A 17,791-nucleotide genomic window follows, 5' to 3' on the forward strand; every position below is an offset into this window, starting at 1 on the left:
TACGCAACGGTTACTTTCGCTGCAAGACTAATCGTCGCACCAACGGTTTGGCACGTTGGCGTTATTCTTACCTCTTATGGGCAAGTTTGACTGGTTTTGGAAGGCCATGGGCTCCACCTCGGAGCGCAACAACAAAAAGTCGAAGGCCGTGGTCGCGGACGCGCACGGGCTGATCGAGGAGCTGTCGCTTCTCGACGATGCTTCGCTGGCCTCCGCAGTCCGCACCACCGTGCGCGACGGGGCGATCGCAGACAAACCCCGGTTCCTCGCCGGGTTGTCCGTCGCCTCCCAGCGCACCCTGGGCATGACCCCGTTTGAAGTCCAGAACCAGGCAGTGCTGCGCCTGCTCGAGGGCGACGTGATCCAGATGGCCACCGGCGAGGGCAAAACCCTCGTCGGCGCCATGGCCGCGACCGGGTTCGCGCTGCAGGGCAAGCGCGTGCACCTGATCACCGTGAACAACTACCTGGCGGCCCGCGACGCGGAGTGGATGTGCCCGCTCGTGGAGTTTTTCGGGTTGACGGTGGCGGCGGTCACGGAGGCGTCGACACGCGACGAGCGCGTCGCCGCCTACCGCAGCGACGTCATCTACGCGCCTGTGACCGAGATCGGCTTCGACTACCTGCGGGACAACCAGATCACCTCGCGCGACCAGACGGTGCAACCGCCGGCCGATGTCGCACTGGTCGACGAGGCTGACAGCGTGCTCGTCGACGAGGCGCTCGTCCCGCTGGTGCTCGCTGGCTCCGAAGGCTCCCAGCAAGCCACCGGCCAGATCACCGAGGCCGTCTCCCACCTCGACGAGGGCAAGGACTACACCATCGACGCCGACGGCAGGAACGCCTTCCTCACCGACGACGGCGCGACCAAGGTCGAGCGCCTGCTGGGCATCGACTCGCTCTACTCCGACGAGCACATCGGCTCCACGCTGGTGCGGGTCAACCTCGCGCTGCACGCCAAGGCGCTGCTGATCCGGGACGTGCACTACATCGTGGAAGACGGCAAGGTCGCGCTCGTGGACGCATCCCGCGGCCGCGTGGCCGAGCTGCAGCGCTGGCCGGACGGGCTGCAGGCCGCCGTCGAGTCGAAGGAGGGCCTGGACGTCTCCGAGGGCGGGCGCATCCTGGACTCGATCACGCTGCAAGCGCTCATGCGGCGCTACCCGCTGGTGTGCGGCATGACCGGTACCGCCGTGGAAGCGACCGACCAGCTGCGCTCCTTCTACGGCCTGCACGTATCCGTGATCGACCGCGCCAACGAGCTGCAGCGCTTCGACGAGGCGGACCGGATCTATGCCACGATGGAGGAGAAAAACGCCGCCATCGTCGATGAAATCGAACACCTCCACCACACCGGCCAGCCGGTGCTGGTGGGCACCCACGATGTGGCGGAGTCGGAGGCGTTGGCCGAGGCGCTGAAGCAGCGTGGCATCGACGTCAACGTGCTCAACGCGAAAAACGATGCGGAGGAGGCCCGCATCATCGCAGAGGCTGGCGATGTCGGGCGCGTGACCGTGTCCACGCAGATGGCGGGCCGCGGCACCGACATCCGTCTCGGCGGGGCGGACGAGCGCGACCACGACAAGGTGGCCTCGCTCGGCGGGCTGGCGGTCATCGGCACCGCGCGCCACCGCACCGCGCGCTTGGATAATCAGCTGCGCGGGCGTGCCGGCCGCCAGGGAGACCCGGGCTTGAGCGTGTTCTTTGTCTCCCTCGACGACGACATTGTCACCAGCGGCGGCGACGGCGAACAGTTCACCGCTCACCCGGAAGCGGACGGTCGGATCTCGGGCAATCGCGCGCAGCACTTCATTGAGCACTGCCAGCGGGTGACCGAAGGGCAGCTGCTGGAGATCCACTCGCAGACCTGGAAGTACAACAAGCTGCTCGCGGATCACCGCGACATCCTCGACGAGCGCCGCGCCGCCCTGCTGGATACCGACACCGCCTGGCGGGAGTTGTCCCAGCGCGCGCCGCAGCGCGCCGCGGAACTGTCTGGCCTGCCCCAAGACGTGCTCGAGCAGGCAGCGCGCGAGATCATGCTGTTCCACCTCGATGCGGAGTGGTCCGAGCACCTGGCGCTGATGGACGATGTCCGCGAGTCGATCCACCTGCGCGCCATTGCGCGTGAGACGCCGATTGATGAATACCACCGCATTGCCGTGCGAGAGTTCAAGGATCTGGCCAACCGCGCGGTGGAAGCGGCAGTAGAGACCTTTGGCACCGTCGAGATCGACGCGCAGGGCGCGCACCTGGCCGACGCGGGCTGGAAGCGGCCGAGCGCGACGTGGACCTACATGGTTTCCGACAACCCGCTTGCCGGGTCTGGAAACTCGGTAATCTCTGGAATCGGCAATATTTTCCGCTAAGCATTTTCCGCTCGGCCCACCCGCGGGCGGGTCGGGCGCTATTATGGCGAGAGATCTCAACCACGACTCGAAAGTCAGGAGTTACCCATGAGCGACAACACGCCGCAGAACCAGGTCGAAACCACCTCGGTGTTCCGCGCTGACCTGCTCAAGGAAATGGAGTCCGGGGCAGCGTCGTCCGCCGACTCGGCTGCGGGCGCAGACCAGCTGTCGGATGGGGAGGCTCTCCTCGTAGTCAAGCGTGGCCCGAACGCCGGCGCCCGCTTCCTTCTGGACCAGGAGTCCACCACCGCAGGCCGCCACCCGGAGGCCGACATCTTCCTGGACGACGTGACCGTTTCGCGCCGCCACGCGGAGTTCCGCCGCAACGAGGGCGGTTACGAAGTCGTGGACGTGGGTTCCCTCAACGGCACCTATGTCAACCGCGAGCCGCGCAATTCGCAGGAGCTGACGCACGGCGACGAGATCCAGATTGGTAAGTTCCGTCTCGTCTTCATCACCGCCAGCAAGTAGTTAGAGAAGAGTTCGATCACGTGAGCGCTATCCGTAAGACGGCACCCACAGCAACCACCGCCGCGTCTGCGAAGCCGGCGAAGGTCGCGAAGACCGCCAAGACCATGTCCATCGGCGTGGTGCTTGAGCGGCTGCGCGCAGAGTTTCCGGATGTGACCGTCTCCAAGATCCGCTTTCTCGAATCCGAGGGACTGATCACTCCGCAGCGCACCGCGTCCGGCTACCGCCGCTTCACCGAAGAGGACGTGGAGCGTCTGCGCTACATCCTGGTGACGCAGCGCGACAACTACCTGCCGCTGAAGGTGATTCGGGAGCAGCTGGAGGCGATGGACTCCGGCCATGTCACCGCAATCCTCACTGCGGGCGAGTCCGAGCCGATGATCTCCCCGGAGACCTTCCGCGCGCCGTCCGCAACACAGCTGACCGACGCCGACGTGGCGGAGCAGGCCCAGGCCGACCCGTCGACGGTGGAGGAGTACATCAAGGTCGGCCTGATCACCCCGGATGCAGCAGGGCTGTTCACGGCTGACGACGTGCGTACCGTTACCACCGCACTGTCGCTTGCGGAGTTCGGTTTCGACGCGCGCCACCTGAAAACGCTGCGTACTGCTGCGGCCCGCCAGGCGGACATGATCAACCAGGTGGCGGAGCCGGTGGCGAAATCCGGAAAGGTGACCGCAAAGCAGAAGGCAGAAGAGATCGCGCAGCAGATGTCCGCGCTGGTGGTTTCCCTGCACGCGTCGTTGGTGAAAAACGAGCTGCGCAAGCAGCTGGGGAGCTAATGGAGGCCGTCAGCCTGATCGGCGTTTTTCCGGTTGGACCGGAAGACTTCCTTTGCGCGCTGCTGCAGCGACCACTGGGCGGGCGTTGCATTCCGGTCTGGTTGCCGCCGATTGAGGGCGCGGAACTGGCGGCCCGTATCGATGGATGGGCACCGAACAGACCGCGCCCCGTCGACGCGATTGCCGACCTCATCGACAGCACCACCAACGGTGCGGAGAGTCTGGAGCTGTCCAACTACGTCAACGGCACGTTCATGGCCACGTTGACGCTGTACGGCGGTGCCGAGATCGATCTCCGTGCCTCAGACGCGCTGTTGTTGGCCAGCGAGTTGGACTTGGAGCTCACGGTCGATGAGACTGTCGCCGCCCAGGCATCGCTCTTCCTTTCCAAGGAGGATGCCCTGCGTTATCTGCAGGCCGAGATCGAAGAAGCGGAGCTCGTGGATGATTCCACCTCCGCCAGCGGCGATGCTCAAGCGGACGCGGATTTTGAGGCCTTGATGCGCAACCTCGGTGTCGAGGATGCGGATTTAGGGGAGGATGACCCCGAGGAGGGGTAAAACCCTCAAGTATTCCTTGAGAGTTTCGGCGTGTTACGCATGTGACTATTGACCGGTTACGTATGCTTAGCCTTTAATAGTCACTAGGCTTACAGCTAACTTTCATGGGAGTAATTACGTGAGCATCATCGAGGAAACGCAGGACGGCCAAATCCAGGCTGTGCAGGAATCGCTTTTCGACGTCGGACCGACCGACGAGGTCGGCTACCGCGTGCCCATCGCATGCCAGGTCGCCGGCATCACCTACCGCCAGCTCGACTACTGGGCGCGCACCGGTCTGGTCCGCCCGTCCATCCGCGGCGCGAAGGGCTCCGGTTCCCAGCGCCTGTACTCCTTCAAAGACATCCTCGTGCTGAAGATTGTCAAGGGCCTGTTGGATACCGGCATCTCCCTGCAGAACATTCGTCTCGCCGTGGACAAGCTGCGCGATCGTGGTGTGTCCGACATCGCGGAGATCACGCTTGTCTCCGACGGCGTGACTGTCTACGAGTGCCGCTCCAACGAGGAGATCATCGACCTGCTCGGCGGCGGCCAGGGCGTCTTCGGCATCGCAGTGCCGCAGATTATGAAGGAACTCACCGGCACCATCTCCGCGTTCCCGTCCGAGCGCGTGATCGACGACGCGGCCGACAACGTCATCGGCTTCGATGAACTCGCGGACCGTCGCCGCCGCAAGACCTCCTAAAACCTTCCGCAAACGGCAGAAAGCCCGGGCTGGGAACTACTCCCTCCAGCCCGGGTTTTCGCATGTGTGTAGGCCGTGAACGCCCGGCTGTATTAGAGCCCGGCGGCCTGCTTGACCGCACCGGCGATGGTGTCAGCCTGCTTCGCGTCGACGGTCTTGGCCGACAGCGCCTCGAGCGCCGCATCGGGCTCGCCTTCGCCGACCCGCACGACGGTGACGTCGACCTTGTCGCCCGCGGCGTTGCGCACCGCGTCCTCGAATGCCTTGTCGTCGCCAGCATCGGCGGTGCCCGTGGTCACCACAACCACGCGGGTCGGCGCGTCCACGTCGCCGTAGGCGAGCGCGGCGGCCTCCACAGCCTGGCGGGTCTGCGGGACACCGCCCGTGAGGAACCGGCGCACAGCCACCGCGACGGACTCAGCGTCGGGGGAGACGTTGAGGTTCTGGCGGTAGCCGACGACGACGCCCGGGTTCAGCGGCGAGGAGTAGTTCCACAGGCCCACCTGTTTGCCGCGTCCGCCGAGGTCGATAGCGGCGTCCGCGATGGCCTCCTTGGCGGGTTGGATGTAAGGGGCCATTCCGTCGGAGGTGTCCAAGAGGAACAGGGTGTTCTCCGGCTGCAGGGCACCGGCTTGCTGGGCGGCCTTATCACCCGGATCGCCGGCCGGCTTGGCGGCGTCGGCGCCGTCTTGGGCGTCGTTGGCGTTCTTCGCGTCCGCGGTGATGGACTCGCCGCCGGCCGGAAGCGCCGCCGCCCACACCAGGTCGGAGATGGCCGGCTGGTCCTTTGCGGAGCCGTCGAACTGCTCGGCGGCGAAACGCGCGAAGTCCTGCCCGGCGCGGGCCTTGTCCTCATCGACCTTCTCGTTCTGGTTCAGCGGGAAGGCGGTGTAGACCGCATCCGCACCGACAGGGGAAAACTCCAGGTCCTCGGGCACGCTGTCCTGCGCAGTGGCGAGGTAGTGGCCGTCTTCCGCGTTGAACTCGTCGATCTTTCCGATGCGCTGGTCCGTCAGCGCCTGCACGGCGTCGTTGTCGTTGCCGGCCACCTGGGAGGCTACCAGTGCGGAGGCGGCGGGCTCGTCGGCGACCGGGAAGCGCAGCTTGTCCAGCGTCAGGCTGTCCAGCGCGGCCTTGTCCTTGCCTGCCACGCCGACGGGTTCGCTGTAGGCGGGCTGCGGGTCGGACACTGCCTGCGTTCGGCCGGCATTGTCCAGCGCCTGGTGGGTCACGGTCGTGTTCGGGGCAACGTAGACGGCTGCGTCTGCGATGTTGTCCACGAGTTGGGGCTTGACGCAGAAGTCGCGGACGACGGGGGAGGAGGCACCGTAGGCGTCGATAAGCGATTGCCCCGCGCCCTTGTCAGAGGCTGCGACGGGGAGGGTGAGCTCGCCGGCGACGCAGTCCTGCGGCTTCGCCTCGGTGCCGTCCGTGCCGTCGCTGCCGCCGCGGTGTGTCGCCCACCAGATGATTCCGGCGAGGACCAGCGCAACGGCTATGAGTAAGGCGATCAACTCCCCGGACAATGTGTAGTTGTTCTTGCCACTTGCGTGCTTCGCCACCGCAATCGCCGCCTCTGTAGATCGAACGAGTGAAAACTTCTTCTCGAGTCTAGCTGTCGTAGGCAGCGTCGATGACCGCGACAAGCCGCTGCCGCAGCGGTTGCGCCCGGCGGGAAAGCTCGCGCTGGCGGGCGACGTACTGCGCTTTGCCCTCCGGGGTTTCCACCTCCACCACGCCGAAGCCGAGCTCGCGGCAGTCGTAGGGGGAGGCCTCCATGTCCAGCCGCCGGGCATCCGCGGCGAGCTCGAAGCAATCCATCAGCAGCTCGCCGGGGACCAGGGGGCCGAGCTTCATCGCCCACTTGTACAAGTCCATGCTCACGTGCACGCATCCGGCTTGGTCGTTGTCCGGCTGCGTGTCGCGCGTGAGCACGGTCAGGTTCAGGGGGCGGGCCGCAGGCGTGAAAAAGCGGAAGGCGTCGAAGTGGGAGCACTTGATGTTGTGCGCCTCTACGACAGCGTTTGTGCCTTCAACGCCGAGGCGCAGCGGCAGGCTATGGCGCGGTTTGTCGGTGCGGTAGACCATCGCCCACTCGTGCATGCCGAAGCAGTCGAAGTGGGCTTCACGCTTATCGACGGACCGCAGGATCGCCTCCGCCTCCTCCACATCGGCACGACGGTGAGCGAGAAACCTGTGGACGTCGACACGCACAACGCCGTCGTCGCACACGTAATCGCGCCAGCCCGCATGCGGCAACGACTCGGCGCCTTCCAGACCAACTCCCACGCCAGGGTGCCACCGCTTTAGGTGCGAGGGACGCTGCGGGTAGTAGTCGAACAGGAAGTCCCACACCGGGTGGTATTCGCCCCGGGCTCTGCGGGCGACGCGCGGTCCCGCCCAGCGCTCGGCGCGGGCCTCGTGCGCGGCGATGCGCGGCAGGTACTCGTTGGCGCTGAGCACCTGCATTATTCGTCCTCGTGGGTCCAGTCGGACACAGTGCCCACGTACTCCTCGATCAGGTCCTCCAGCGCCACCACGCCGACCAGCTTGCCGCCGTCGTGGACCTCCGCCATGTGGGCGGAGCGGCGGTGCAGCAGGGCAAGCGCGTCGTCCATGGACTGCGTTGCCTCGATCGTGGTCAGCGGGCGGATGCGCTTGAGCGAAACACGCGGATCGCCCTGCGGGTACTCCATCAGGTCCAAAATATCCTTGACGTGGACGTAGCCGGCCAGCGAGCTGGCGTCGATGCGCACAGGGAAGCGGGAGTAGCCGGTGTCCTGCACCGCCTGCTCAATCACGGACAGGCGGATGCCGCGCGGGTCGTAGGGGATAGTGGTCACCTGCGAAAGCGGGATCATCGCCTCGTTGAGCTGGCGGGAGTCCTGCCGCAGCGCCTTGGCCAGACGCACCGTTTCCTCCGCGTCCAGCAGGCCCTCTTCGCGGGACTCTTGAATCATGCTGGCCAGCTGCTCCTGGTCCACCGTGGATTCAAGCTCATCGCGCTGCTCGATGCCGAACAACAGGAGCGTCTTGCGCGCGATCCAGTTGAGCAATTCGATCACCGGGCGGGTCAGCTTCATCCACACCGTCATCGCAGGTGTGAGCCACATGGCCATCTGCTCCGGGCCGGCGATGGCCAGGTTCTTCGGCACCATCTCGCCGAACAGGATGTGCAGGAAGGAAATGATGAGCAGGGCGATCACGAACGACACCGGATGCAGCAGGTCGCCCGGCATCCCGAGTGCTTCAAACGGGGCCTCGATGTAGGAAGCGATTGCTGGCTCTGCCACCTTGCCCAAGATGAGGGAGGCGACCGTGATGCCAAACTGGGCGCCTGCCAGGTAGATGGACAAGTGCTCGGTGGCGTAGAGGACGCCTTCGGCCTTGGTTTTGCCCTGGGCCAGAAGGTTTTCCAGGCGGTCTTTGCGGGAGGACACAAGCGCGAACTCGATTGCCACGAAGAACGCGTTTGCCGCCAACAGCGCGATGATCAGGGTTGCGGCGAGCCAGATGTTCATTCGGCCTCCTCCGGGGGAATCGGGCGCAGCATGGCGCGGTCGATGCGGCGGCCGTCCATATCGGTCACCTGCGCCAGCCAATTGCCGGCGCCGCCGGATTGGAACTCCTCTTGGAAGCTGCCGGAAGCACCGCTGAGCACCACTTCATCGCCGACCTCGGGGATGCGGCCCAGCGTGGCCATGATCAGGCCGCCGAGCGTCTCGTACGGGCCGTCCGCCGCGGTAAAACCAGTCTTTTCTTCCAGCTCGTCCAGGCGTACAAGCCCCGCCACCTGCCAAGACGTGCCAAAGCGGGTGAAATCCTTCTCACTTTCCACGTCGTCGTACTCGTCGTAGACCTCGCCGAGGATTTCCTCGACCAGGTCCTCGATAGTGACCAAACCCTGGGTGCCGCCGTACTCGTCGGCGACGAGGACGACCTGCGAGCCTGCAGAGCGCACCCGGTTGAGCACCGAATCGCCGTCAAGGGTGCCGGGCACAAAGGGCACCCGGCGTGCGAGAGAGCCCAACTTCGTGCTCGACCGCAGCTCGTGCGGGACCGAGAAGGCATCCTTGATGTGCACCACGCCGAGGGTGTCGTCCAAATCGCCGCGGCGCACGGGGAACCGGGAGTGGCCCGTCTGGCGCGCCAGCGTGATCAGGTCCGCCACCGTGTCGTCGGCGTCCAAGGAATCGATGGTGGAGCGCGGCGTCATCACCTCCTCGGCCGTGGTTTCGCCGAAGCGCAACGAGCGGTCGATCACCGCAGCGGTAGCGGCGTCCAGGCCCCCGGCCTCAGCGGAGCTGCGCACCATAGCGCCGAGCTCTTGCGAGGAGCGGGCCGACGCGAGCTCGTCGGCAGGCTCGATGCCCATCTTGCGCACCACCCAGTTCGCCGACGTGTTGAGGAAGTGGATAAACGGCTTTGCCACGGTGTTGAAGTAGTGCACCGGCGGCACCACCGCACGGGCGGTGTTGAGCGGGTCCGTGATCGCCATATTCTTCGGCACCAGCTCGCCGAACACCATCGACAGCAGCGTTGCCACCGTCAGCGCCAAAATAAGCGCGACCGTAGTTGAGGCGCTGGCGGGCAGCCCCACAGCCTCTAAAGCGGGAGTGAAGAACTTGCCCAGCACCGGCTCGGCGAGGAATCCGGCGGCGAGGGTCGTCACCGTAATACCCAGCTGCGCGCCGGAAAGCACGAAGGAGAGGTTGCCGTGGTCGCGCGCTACCGCGCGTGCGGTGCTGTCGCCGCGTTCCTTGACATGGGTGTCGATGGTGGAGCGCTCAAGACCGGTCATGGCGAACTCGATCGCGACGAACAGCCCGGTTGATGCTGTGAGCACCACAAACGCAACGAGAGCGAGAATGGAAAGCAAGAGGTCCATAGGTGGTGGTCTGTGCCTTAGCGGCCGTTACTCCTTCGACTTCGACCCGTGCGACGGGTGCGGTTGCGGTTCGCGGATGCATTGCGGTTCCGGTTGCCTCCCGCCTTACGGCGGGAATTGCCGGCCGGCTTGCTCCCACGCGGGGACTGGCCCGGGGGAGGAAGAGGTGCGCCGTCCGGGATACGTGCACCGGTGATTGTAACCAAGGACTCCGACATTGGAGCGACCCTGACCTCGGAGGCGTCCACACCAGCCTTCCGCAGCAATTGGGCAACTTCCTTCGCCTGGTCGTCCATCACCAGCGTGACCACGGTGCCGGAGGTGCCGGCACGCGCGGTGCGGCCAGCCCGGTGCAGGTAGGCCTTGTGCTCGGCGGGCGGATCCACGTGTACGACGAGGGAGACATCGTCGACGTCGATGCCGCGGGCGGCGATGTCCGTTGCCACCAGCACCGGGGTCGAGCCGTCCGCGAAGCCCTCCAAGGCGCGGGTGCGTGCACCCTGGCCTTTGTCGCCGTGCAAGCCCTGAGCGTAAATGCCCGCGCGGCGGAGCTTCTTCACCTGCCGGTCCACACCGTGTTTGGTGCGCATGAACATGATGGTCTTGCCGTCGCGGGCGGCGATCTGGAGGGCGATCTCGTTGCGCTGCTCACGTCCGCCGACCATGAGGCGGTAATGCTCCATCGTGTCGACCGCGGCCTGAACAGGTGCAGTGGAGTGGGTGACCGGGTCGTGCATGTAGCGCGAGATGAGCTTTTCCACGTCGCCGTCGAGCGTCGCGGAGAACAACAGCCGCTGCCCGTCCTTCGGCGTGCGGTCGAGCAGTTTACGCACCTGCGGCAAAAAGCCCATGTCCGCCATCTGGTCCGCCTCGTCGAGCGCGGTGATCTCGACGGCATTAAGCGACAGCTTCTTCTGGTTGATCAGGTCCTCTGCACGGCCCGGGGTAGCCACCAGCAGGTCCACCGGAGAGGCCAGCGAGCGGATGTGGTGGTTGATGTTCACACCGCCGACCACGTCGAGCACCCGCAAGCCGAGCGCACCCGCGGGTTCCTCGAGCCGCTCGCGGATCTGCGCGGCCAGCTCACGCGTCGGCGCCAGCACCAGGGCGCGAGGGTGGCCGGGCGTGCTCGGCGCGCCTGCGAGCCGCGCCAGCATGGGTAGGCCGAACGTGAAGGTCTTGCCGGATCCTGTCGGCCCGCGGCCGAGCACGTCGCGGCCGGCCAGCGCGTCGGGGATCGCCGCCTCCTGGATGGGGAAAGGCTCCGTGATGCCCTGCCTGTGCAGGACGTTCACGATGCCGCGGGGTAAACCGAGCTCGGCGAAAGTAGTCATCCGGCACAGTCTACGTGGTGCTCACTCCGGGAGACTAGCCAAGCTAGTAGCTCAGCTCCTCGCGCTCGCCGGACCAGGTGGTGTGGTAGGTGCCTTCCATGTCCACGCGCTTGTAGGTGTGGGCGCCGAAGAAGTCGCGCTGGCCCTGAATCAGGGCCGCCGGCAGGCGCGTGGCGCGCAGCGAGTCGTAGTAGGACAGCGAGGAGGCGAACACCGGCACCGGCAGACCGAGCTGCGTCGCGGCGATGACGACGCGGCGCCAGGAATCCACCAGCCCCTTTTCCAGCTCGCCCTTGAAGTACGGGTCGAGCAGCAGCGACGGCAGCTCCGGGTCCTTTTCGTAGGCCTCCGTAATGCGGTCGAGGAACTTTGCGCGGATGATGCAGCCGCCGCGCCAGATGCGGGCCAGATCGCCCGGCTTGATGTTCCAGTTGTGCTCCTGGGAACCGGCGTTGATCTCGTCGAAACCCTGGGCATAGGCCACCAGCTTGGAGGCGTAGAGTGCCCGGCGCACGTCTTCGATGAACGATTGCTTGTCGACGCCTACGGTCTCCAGCGTTTGAGTCTCACCCGACGGCAGCGTGGTCTCCTGCGCAGCCTCGCGCTGTGCCAGGGCAGAAGACAGCGCACGCGCGAAGACAGCCTCGCCGATGGCCGTGGTGGGCACGCCCAGGTCGAGCGCTTCCTTCACCGTCCACCTGCCGGTGCCCTTCTGGCCGGCCGCGTCGACGATGATGTCGATGAACGGTTTGCCGGTGCGCGCATCCACCTGGCGCAGCACCTCTGCCGTGATCTCGATGAGGTAGGAGTCCAGATCGCCCTTGTTCCACTCGGTGAAGATGTCGGCGATTTCCGCCGGCTCGAGCCCGGCCGCGTAGCGCAGCAGGTGGTAGGCCTCGCCGATGACCTGCATGTCGGCGTACTCGATGCCGTTATGCACCATCTTGACAAAGTGGCCGGCGCCGTCCGGGCCGATGTGGGTGACGCACGGAGTGCCGTCCACCTTCGCGGAGATGTCCTCCAGCAGCGGGCCGAGTGTTTCCCAGGACTCCACCGGTCCGCCCGGCATGATCGAGGGGCCGCGCAGCGCGCCTTCTTCGCCGCCGGAGATACCGGCACCCACGAAGTGGCGCCCCGCTGCGGCGACCTCGCGTTCGCGGCGGATCGTGTCCGTAAACAGCGCGTTGCCGCCGTCGATAATGATGTCGCCGTCGTCCATGGCCTCCACCAGCTGGGAGATCACCGCATCCGTGGCCGCGCCGGCCTGCACCATGATCACGGCCTTGCGCGGGCGCTCCAGGGAGGCGACGAACTCCTCGATCGTCTCCGCCGGCAGGAAGTTGCCTTCAGAGCCGAACTCCTCCATCACCGCACGGGTCTTTTCCGGGGAGCGGTTGTAGATAGCCACCGTGTGGCCCTTGGAGGCGAAGTTGCGGGCGAGGTTGGAGCCCATCACCGCCATGCCGACAACACCGATTTGAGCGAGCTGGTCACCGTTGCGTTCTGCAGTCATAGGGCGAATTCTACGCGGGGCAGCCGCACGCTGTTTCCGTATCATCGGCAACATGGAATCCGCACAGCAAATGCGTCTTTACCACGAGGTCATCGAGGATCCCCTGACCCAGGAAGAACTTGTGTACATCAACTCGACCGACTTCGACTTCGCCCAACGGTTGGGGCTGAAGCTGACCTTCTGCTCCAAGGACCGCCTGGAAGGCGAACTCGTGGTGGATAAGCGCCACCTGCAACCCACCGGCATTGTCAACGGCGGTCTCTACTGCGTGATCGGGGAGACGGTCGCCTCCATCGCCGCTGTAGCGGCCAGCGGCAAACCTGCCGTGGGGATGAGCAACTACACCGACCTGCTTGGCAGTGTGCGTGAAGGAGAAACGATTCGGGCAGTGGCCGAACCGGTGCACGTCGGCAAGCGCACGCACTTGTGGCGCGTGGAGATGAGTCACGGCGACAAGCTAGCGGCTGTGACCAACCTCAAATTAATGGTGCTCGAGCAGTAGCTAGAGCCAGTGGTTCTTGCGGAACCACCACCACATCGCAGAAATCGCGGCGAGCATGACCAACAGCGCGGCGGGGTAGCCGTAGCGCCACCCCAGCTCGGGCATGTTTTCAAAGTTCATGCCGTAGATGCCGGCCACCAGCGTCGGCACCGCAGCCATGCCCACGACCGCGGAGATGGTGCGCATGTCGGAGTTTTGCTGCATGGTGATCTTCGCCACCGAGGCATCCAGCAGCGACGTCAGGCGCTCGTCGAAGCCTGAGAGACGGTCGCTCACGATAGTGGAGTTGTCCTGCACGTCGCGGAAGTAGGTGCGCAGCACCTTACGCATGACATCCTTGTTGTTGGTCAGGCCGTTGCGCAGCGCAGGAGCCAGCGGGTCGATGGCGTGGCGCATCTCCAAAATCTCACGCTTGTAGGTGTAGATCTTGTCGATGTTGATCGTGCGGTGCGGCGTGAACACCTCGTTTTCGAGCTCGTCCACATCGCCCTCCAACAGATCCGTGACCTTCAGATAGTTATCCACCAGATAGTCCGACACCGCCCAGGCGACAGCGGTCGGGCCGAGGACAGCGAGCTCTTCTTCTTCCTCCAGCTTCGCCGTGAGGTCCGGAAGACGCGCGCCGTGGCGAATAGTGATGGCGAACTTCTCGCCCACAATCATCTGCACCTCGCCGGTGGAAATGATCTCGCGGGCATCCGAGACTTCTTCGTCATCGCGGTAGGACACCGAGCGCACGACCATGAACAGCTGCTCGTCGTGGCGCTCGATCTTCGGCCGCTGATGCGCGTCAACGACGTCGTCGACCACCAGATCCTCCACGTCGAAGATCTCCGCGATCTTTTCCATCTGCTCCGTGGAGGGCTCTTTCAGGCTCAGCCACACAAATGCGTTTTCGTAGCGATCGACCACCTCGAGCGCGTGGGCCATGCGCACGTTGCCGGGCTGGCGCTTGCCGTCCACGAACACCCGGCAAAAGTCGATCTGACGCTCGAGCGGGACGGGGATGCCGGCAGTAGGGGGCTGTACCTTCTTCGGTCGTTGACCTGGCATGGGAATACGTGGTGGCATTGCTGCAGCCCCCTTTCACTTGTGCGAGCGCCTGCGCCAAGTGGTGCGGGCCCTGTGCTGCGGGACAGTGCGCGCAACACGCGCGCACGACAACTTAGGTGATATTACGCGCTACTAGGCGCTTGTCTAACGGGGGTGGGACGAAGCGGACAAAAGCGGTGATGCTCCGGTAAAACACCGGGTCACCACCGCTTGCTCGCGCGAGGACTGCCCTAGTACCTAGGGCGTGAGCCCTAGGTACTAGAAGACGGTCAGTCCGCGGGAGCGGAAGACCGAACGAACATGCTCGACCTTTTCCGGTGACGGGGGAGTGACATCCTCCAGCTCGTAGTGCATGCCGATCTTTTCCCACTTGTCGGCGCCCATGTTGTGGAACGGCAGCACCTCAACGCGTTCGACGGTGCCTTTCCAGCGCGCGACGATGTCGGCAACGTTCTGGACATTTTCTTCGCTGTCAGTCAGACCTGGCACAACAACGAAGCGGATCCACACCTTTTTGCCCATCTCGTGCAACCGGTCGCCGAAGTCGATCGTGGGTTGCAGCTGGCGGGAGGTGACCTTCTCGTAGGTCTCGGGGTCGCCGGACTTCACGTCCAGCAGCACCAGATCGATGTTCTCCAGGTCCTCGTCCGTCAAACGCGCGCCGAGGAAGCCCGAGGTATCGATAGTGGTGTGCACCCCCGCGTCGTGCACCGCCTTGAGCAGGCGGCGCGTAAACGCGATCTGGAACAACGGCTCGCCGCCGGAGAGCGTGAGCCCTCCGCCGGAGGAGTTGAACACCGGCTTGTAGCGCAGCACGCGGCGCACGACGTCGTCGATACGCTCCAGCGTGCCTTCCTTCATTTCCATCGTGTCCGGGTTGTGGCAGTACTTACACCGCAGCGGGCAACCGGACAGGAAGATGGTCATCCGGGTGCCCGGGCCGTCCACGGCGGTCACTAGTTCCCAGGAGTGGATGAGGCCGATTTCGCCGGAACGGCGTGCCTCAAACAGCTCGGGACGGGTGATCTCCAGGTCGTCGGTGGAAAGCCCGCCTAAACCGGCGGCGACGCCGCGCACGCGCTCACCCTGTTCGGGCGATAGCGTGACGACGCCGCTCGTTCCGTCTTGGGCCATGAACTATGCGCCCTGGTGGAAGGTACGGGAGATAACGTCGCGCTGCTGCTCCTTGGTCAGCTTGACAAAGTTCACAGCGTAGCCGGAGACGCGAACGGTGAGGTTCGGGTAGTTCTCCGGGTGCTCCATGGCGTCCTCGAGGGTGGACTCATCCAGCACGTTGATGTTGGCGTGGTACAGGCCGGACTCCATGTTGTGTGCGGAGCGGGAAGCCTTCATGGAAGCGAGGCGCTCGTCGAAAGTAGGGGTAGACATGATGTTCTCCTTCAGAATGGGTAGATGGGGTAGGGAGGTCTGTGGCTTTACAGGGGTTATGCCGGGTGGATGGCCACGTCGGCGTTGTCCATGATGAAGCCGGCATCGAGGACACCGACCAGGTTGGTCACCTGCTCATCCTTGTTGCGGCCCAGGCCCGACGGGGTGATGGTGTTGGTCAGCGAGATGCCGTCCAGCGCATCGTTGTAGTCGAGCTTGCCCACGGACAGCATCGAAGCGACCATGCCGTGGCTGTCTGCGCCGTTCTCCGGGTTGGCGCCCGGTGCGAACGGGGTACCAGCCTTGTGGCCGGACGGGAAGGAGCCGGTGGCCTTGCCGTAGACAACGTTCGACGTAATCGTCAGCACCGACTGGGTCGGGATAGCGTCGCGGTACAGCGGGATGGCCTTGATCTTCTGCATGACCGTGTGCACCACCGTGGCGGCGATGTCGTCCGCGCGGTCGTCGTCGTTGCCGTAGAACGGGAACTCGCCTTCCGTGACGTAGTCGACGATCAAGCCGGTCTCGTCGCGCACCGGGGTGACCTTGGCGTACTTAATCGCGGACAGGGAGTCGGCCACGATGGACAGGCCAGCGATGCCGCAACCCATGGTGCGGACGATGTCGGAATCGTGCAGCGCCATCTCGATGGACTCGTAGGCGTAGCGGTCGTGGCAGTAGTGGATGATGTTCAAAGCCTCGACGTAGGTGCCAACCACCCAGTCCAGCATCTCTTCGTACTTCTGCCACACCTCGTCGAAGTCCAGCGGGCCGTCGCCTTCGATCGGCGTGTGGTCGCCGTCGGTGACCTGCTTGCCGGTGACTTCGTCGCGGCCGCCGTTCATGGCGTACAGCAGAGCCTTCGCGGCGTTGACGCGGGCGCCGAAGAACTGCATCTGCTTGCCCACCTGCATCGGGGAGACGCAGCAGGCGATCGCGGCGTCGTCGCCCCACTTGTCGCGGATCTGCCTGTCAGACTCGTACTGCAGGGAGGACGTCTCGATGGAGATGGCTGCGCAGAATTCCTTGTAGCCAGCCGGAAGCGCCGGGTCCCAGAAGATGGTGATGTTCGGCTCTGGAGCCGGACCCAGGTTACGCAGGGTCTGCAGCAGGCGGAACGCCGTCTTGGTCACCTGGTGGCGACCGTCCTCAGAGAAGCCGGCGTCGGTCCAGGTAGCCCAGTAGGGGTCACCGGAGAAGATCTGGTCGTAGTCCTCGGTGCGCAGGAAGCGGACGATGCGCAGCTTCATCACCAGCGCGTCGATGATTTCCTGAGCTTCAACCTCGGTCAGCGTGCCGTTGGCGAGGTCGCGCTCGAAGTAGACGTCCAGGAAGGGGGAGAGGCGGCCGATGGACATCGCGGCGCCGTCCTGGCTCTTCACGGAGGCGAGGTAGCCGAAGTAGGTCCACTGCACGGCTTCCTTGGCGTTGGTGGCCGGGCCGGAGATGTCGAAGCCGTAGTCGGCCGCCATCTTCTTCAGCTTGTTCAGTGCCTTGATCTGCTCGGAGTGCTCCTCGCGGTAGCGTGCCCAGTGCTCAGAGAAGCCCTTCTCCAGGGAAGCGTCCTTGGCCTGCTTCTTTTCCTCGATGAGGAAGTCCACGCCGTAGAGCGCCACCCGGCGGTAGTCGCCGATGATGCGGCCGCGGCCGTATGCGTCCGGCAGGCCCGTCACGATGTGAGAGGAGCGAGCGGCGCGGATGCGCGGCGTGTAAATGTCGAACACGGCGTCATTGTGGGTCTTGCGGTACTGCGTGAAGATCTTCTTCACATCCGGGTTGACCTCTTTGCCGGCCTCCTTGATGGCCTGCTCGACCATGCGCCAGCCGCCGTTCGGCATCATGGCGCGCTTGGTGGGGGTGTCGGTCTGCAAGCCCACGACGACATCGTCGTCTTCCGAGATGTAACCAGGCTTGAAGGCGTCAATGTCGGCCGGCGTTTCGGTGTCGACATCGAAGACGCGACGCTCACGCTCGACGGCCAGGTAGTTCTTGTCAAGGTGATCCCACAGGCGCAGGGTCTTCTCCGTTGCGCCTTCGAGGAACGAGGCATCCCCGTCGTACGGGGTGTAGTTGCGTTGGACGAAATCGCGAACATCGATGCGTTCCATCCACGGTCCCGGCGTGAAGCCTTCCCACGCGCGGTCTTGAACTTGCGGCTCTGCTGAAACAGTCACAGTTGCACGGTCCTTCTTGGTCAAACTTGA

General features: G+C 64.8%; 16 protein-coding genes. 6 read left to right on the forward strand and 10 right to left on the reverse strand.

What is annotated here, in order from left to right:
- Positions 1 to 76 precede the first annotated feature (76 nt).
- The 5 genes from secA2 to CFOUR_RS05620 all read left to right on the forward strand — a co-directional run bounded on the left by secA2 (position 77) and on the right by CFOUR_RS05620 (position 4,908).
- Entirely contained in the window at positions 77 to 2,368 is a 2,292-nt protein-coding gene (gene secA2 / locus CFOUR_RS05600) for an accessory Sec system translocase SecA2 (protein ID WP_085957943.1), read from the forward strand.
- A gap of 87 nt (positions 2,369 to 2,455) precedes the next feature.
- Positions 2,456 to 2,881 (forward strand): oxoglutarate dehydrogenase inhibitor Odhl, encoded by a 426-nt coding sequence (gene odhI, locus CFOUR_RS05605; protein ID WP_085957944.1) that lies wholly within the window; start codon positions 2,456 to 2,458, stop codon positions 2,879 to 2,881.
- A gap of 20 nt (positions 2,882 to 2,901) precedes the next feature.
- Positions 2,902 to 3,663 carry a transcriptional regulator FtsR gene (gene ftsR / locus CFOUR_RS05610; protein ID WP_230471840.1) on the forward strand — a complete coding sequence of 254 codons (762 nt, stop codon included), beginning with the start codon at positions 2,902 to 2,904 and terminating at the stop codon, positions 3,661 to 3,663.
- On the forward strand, positions 3,663 to 4,223 hold the full coding sequence (locus CFOUR_RS05615; protein WP_085957945.1) for a bifunctional nuclease domain-containing protein: 561 nt from the start codon (positions 3,663 to 3,665) through the stop codon (positions 4,221 to 4,223). The genes ftsR and CFOUR_RS05615 overlap by 1 nt, the downstream gene beginning before the upstream one ends.
- A 118-nt stretch (positions 4,224 to 4,341) precedes the next feature.
- Positions 4,342 to 4,908 carry a MerR family transcriptional regulator gene (locus CFOUR_RS05620; RefSeq protein WP_085957946.1) on the forward strand — a complete coding sequence of 189 codons (567 nt, stop codon included), beginning with the start codon at positions 4,342 to 4,344 and terminating at the stop codon, positions 4,906 to 4,908.
- A gap of 92 nt (positions 4,909 to 5,000) precedes the next feature.
- Here CFOUR_RS05620 and CFOUR_RS05625 read toward each other — a convergent pair whose 3' ends face one another.
- The 6 genes from CFOUR_RS05625 to gnd are packed head-to-tail and all read right to left on the reverse strand — an operon-like array spanning position 5,001 to position 12,643.
- Entirely contained in the window at positions 5,001 to 6,470 is a 1,470-nt protein-coding gene (locus CFOUR_RS05625) for a vWA domain-containing protein (RefSeq protein ID WP_085957947.1), read from the reverse strand.
- Between the two features lie 49 nt (positions 6,471 to 6,519).
- Positions 6,520 to 7,377, reverse strand: coding sequence for a 3-methyladenine DNA glycosylase (locus CFOUR_RS05630; RefSeq protein ID WP_290180232.1), 858 nt, complete (start codon positions 7,375 to 7,377; stop codon positions 6,520 to 6,522).
- Positions 7,377 to 8,429: a hemolysin family protein gene (locus tag CFOUR_RS05635; RefSeq protein ID WP_085957949.1), complete on the reverse strand. Its 1,053-nt coding sequence runs from the start codon at positions 8,427 to 8,429 to the stop codon at positions 7,377 to 7,379. The genes CFOUR_RS05630 and CFOUR_RS05635 overlap by 1 nt, the downstream gene beginning before the upstream one ends.
- Positions 8,426 to 9,796 carry a hemolysin family protein gene (locus CFOUR_RS05640; protein WP_085957950.1) on the reverse strand — a complete coding sequence of 457 codons (1,371 nt, stop codon included), beginning with the start codon at positions 9,794 to 9,796 and terminating at the stop codon, positions 8,426 to 8,428. Before CFOUR_RS05640 ends, CFOUR_RS05635 begins: the two co-directional genes overlap by 4 nt.
- Positions 9,797 to 9,813: 17 nt before the next feature.
- Positions 9,814 to 11,130 carry a DEAD/DEAH box helicase gene (locus tag CFOUR_RS05645; protein ID WP_085957951.1) on the reverse strand — a complete coding sequence of 439 codons (1,317 nt, stop codon included), beginning with the start codon at positions 11,128 to 11,130 and terminating at the stop codon, positions 9,814 to 9,816.
- 43 nt (positions 11,131 to 11,173) lie between these two features.
- Positions 11,174 to 12,643, reverse strand: a complete 1,470-nt coding sequence (gene gnd, locus CFOUR_RS05650) for an NADP-dependent phosphogluconate dehydrogenase (RefSeq protein ID WP_085957952.1) — start codon at positions 12,641 to 12,643, stop codon at positions 11,174 to 11,176.
- A gap of 52 nt (positions 12,644 to 12,695) precedes the next feature.
- Here gnd and CFOUR_RS05655 point away from each other — a divergent pair, with 52 nt between their 5' ends.
- Positions 12,696 to 13,145, forward strand: coding sequence for a PaaI family thioesterase (locus CFOUR_RS05655; RefSeq protein ID WP_230471841.1), 450 nt, complete (start codon positions 12,696 to 12,698; stop codon positions 13,143 to 13,145).
- On the opposite strand, the gene CFOUR_RS05660 is transcribed toward CFOUR_RS05655, so the two are convergent.
- From CFOUR_RS05660 to CFOUR_RS05675, 4 genes are all read right to left on the reverse strand, one after another.
- Entirely contained in the window at positions 13,146 to 14,198 is a 1,053-nt protein-coding gene (locus CFOUR_RS05660) for a magnesium and cobalt transport protein CorA (protein ID WP_230471842.1), read from the reverse strand.
- Positions 14,199 to 14,456: 258 nt separating this feature from the next.
- Entirely contained in the window at positions 14,457 to 15,332 is an 876-nt protein-coding gene (gene pflA, locus CFOUR_RS05665) for a pyruvate formate-lyase-activating protein (protein ID WP_085957954.1), read from the reverse strand.
- A 3-nt stretch (positions 15,333 to 15,335) separates the two neighbouring features.
- Positions 15,336 to 15,587: an autonomous glycyl radical cofactor GrcA2 gene (gene grcA2, locus CFOUR_RS05670; RefSeq protein ID WP_038611508.1), complete on the reverse strand. Its 252-nt coding sequence runs from the start codon at positions 15,585 to 15,587 to the stop codon at positions 15,336 to 15,338.
- Positions 15,588 to 15,643: 56 nt separating this feature from the next.
- Complete coding sequence (locus tag CFOUR_RS05675) at positions 15,644 to 17,695, reverse strand: pyruvate formate lyase family protein (RefSeq protein WP_230471909.1); 2,052 nt, start codon at positions 17,693 to 17,695, stop codon at positions 15,644 to 15,646.
- Positions 17,696 to 17,791 lie beyond the last annotated feature (96 nt).

The organism is Corynebacterium fournieri (assembly GCF_030408775.1).
Lineage (GTDB): Bacteria > Actinomycetota > Actinomycetes > Mycobacteriales > Mycobacteriaceae > Corynebacterium > Corynebacterium fournieri.

Excerpts from the sequence above, each read along its gene's own strand:
- secA2 (WP_085957943.1), top strand. The coding sequence starts at position 77 with ATGGGCAAGTTTGACTGGTTTTGGAAGGCCATGGGCTCCACCTCGGAG.
- odhI (WP_085957944.1), top strand. The coding sequence starts at position 2,456 with ATGAGCGACAACACGCCGCAGAACCAGGTCGAAACCACCTCGGTGTTC.
- CFOUR_RS05615 (WP_085957945.1), top strand. The coding sequence starts at position 3,663 with ATGGAGGCCGTCAGCCTGATCGGCGTTTTTCCGGTTGGACCGGAAGAC.
- CFOUR_RS05630 (WP_290180232.1), bottom strand. The coding sequence starts at position 7,377 with ATGCAGGTGCTCAGCGCCAACGAGTACCTGCCGCGCATCGCCGCGCAC.
- CFOUR_RS05635 (WP_085957949.1), bottom strand. The coding sequence starts at position 8,429 with ATGAACATCTGGCTCGCCGCAACCCTGATCATCGCGCTGTTGGCGGCA.
- CFOUR_RS05640 (WP_085957950.1), bottom strand. The coding sequence starts at position 9,796 with ATGGACCTCTTGCTTTCCATTCTCGCTCTCGTTGCGTTTGTGGTGCTC.
- CFOUR_RS05645 (WP_085957951.1), bottom strand. The coding sequence starts at position 11,130 with ATGACTACTTTCGCCGAGCTCGGTTTACCCCGCGGCATCGTGAACGTC.
- gnd (WP_085957952.1), bottom strand. The coding sequence starts at position 12,643 with ATGACTGCAGAACGCAACGGTGACCAGCTCGCTCAAATCGGTGTTGTC.
- CFOUR_RS05655 (WP_230471841.1), top strand. The coding sequence starts at position 12,696 with ATGGAATCCGCACAGCAAATGCGTCTTTACCACGAGGTCATCGAGGAT.
- CFOUR_RS05660 (WP_230471842.1), bottom strand. The coding sequence starts at position 14,198 with ATGCCAGGTCAACGACCGAAGAAGGTACAGCCCCCTACTGCCGGCATC.
- pflA (WP_085957954.1), bottom strand. The coding sequence starts at position 15,332 with ATGGCCCAAGACGGAACGAGCGGCGTCGTCACGCTATCGCCCGAACAG.
- grcA2 (WP_038611508.1), bottom strand. The coding sequence starts at position 15,587 with ATGTCTACCCCTACTTTCGACGAGCGCCTCGCTTCCATGAAGGCTTCC.
- CFOUR_RS05675 (WP_230471909.1), bottom strand. The coding sequence starts at position 17,695 with ATGGAACGCATCGATGTTCGCGATTTCGTCCAACGCAACTACACCCCG.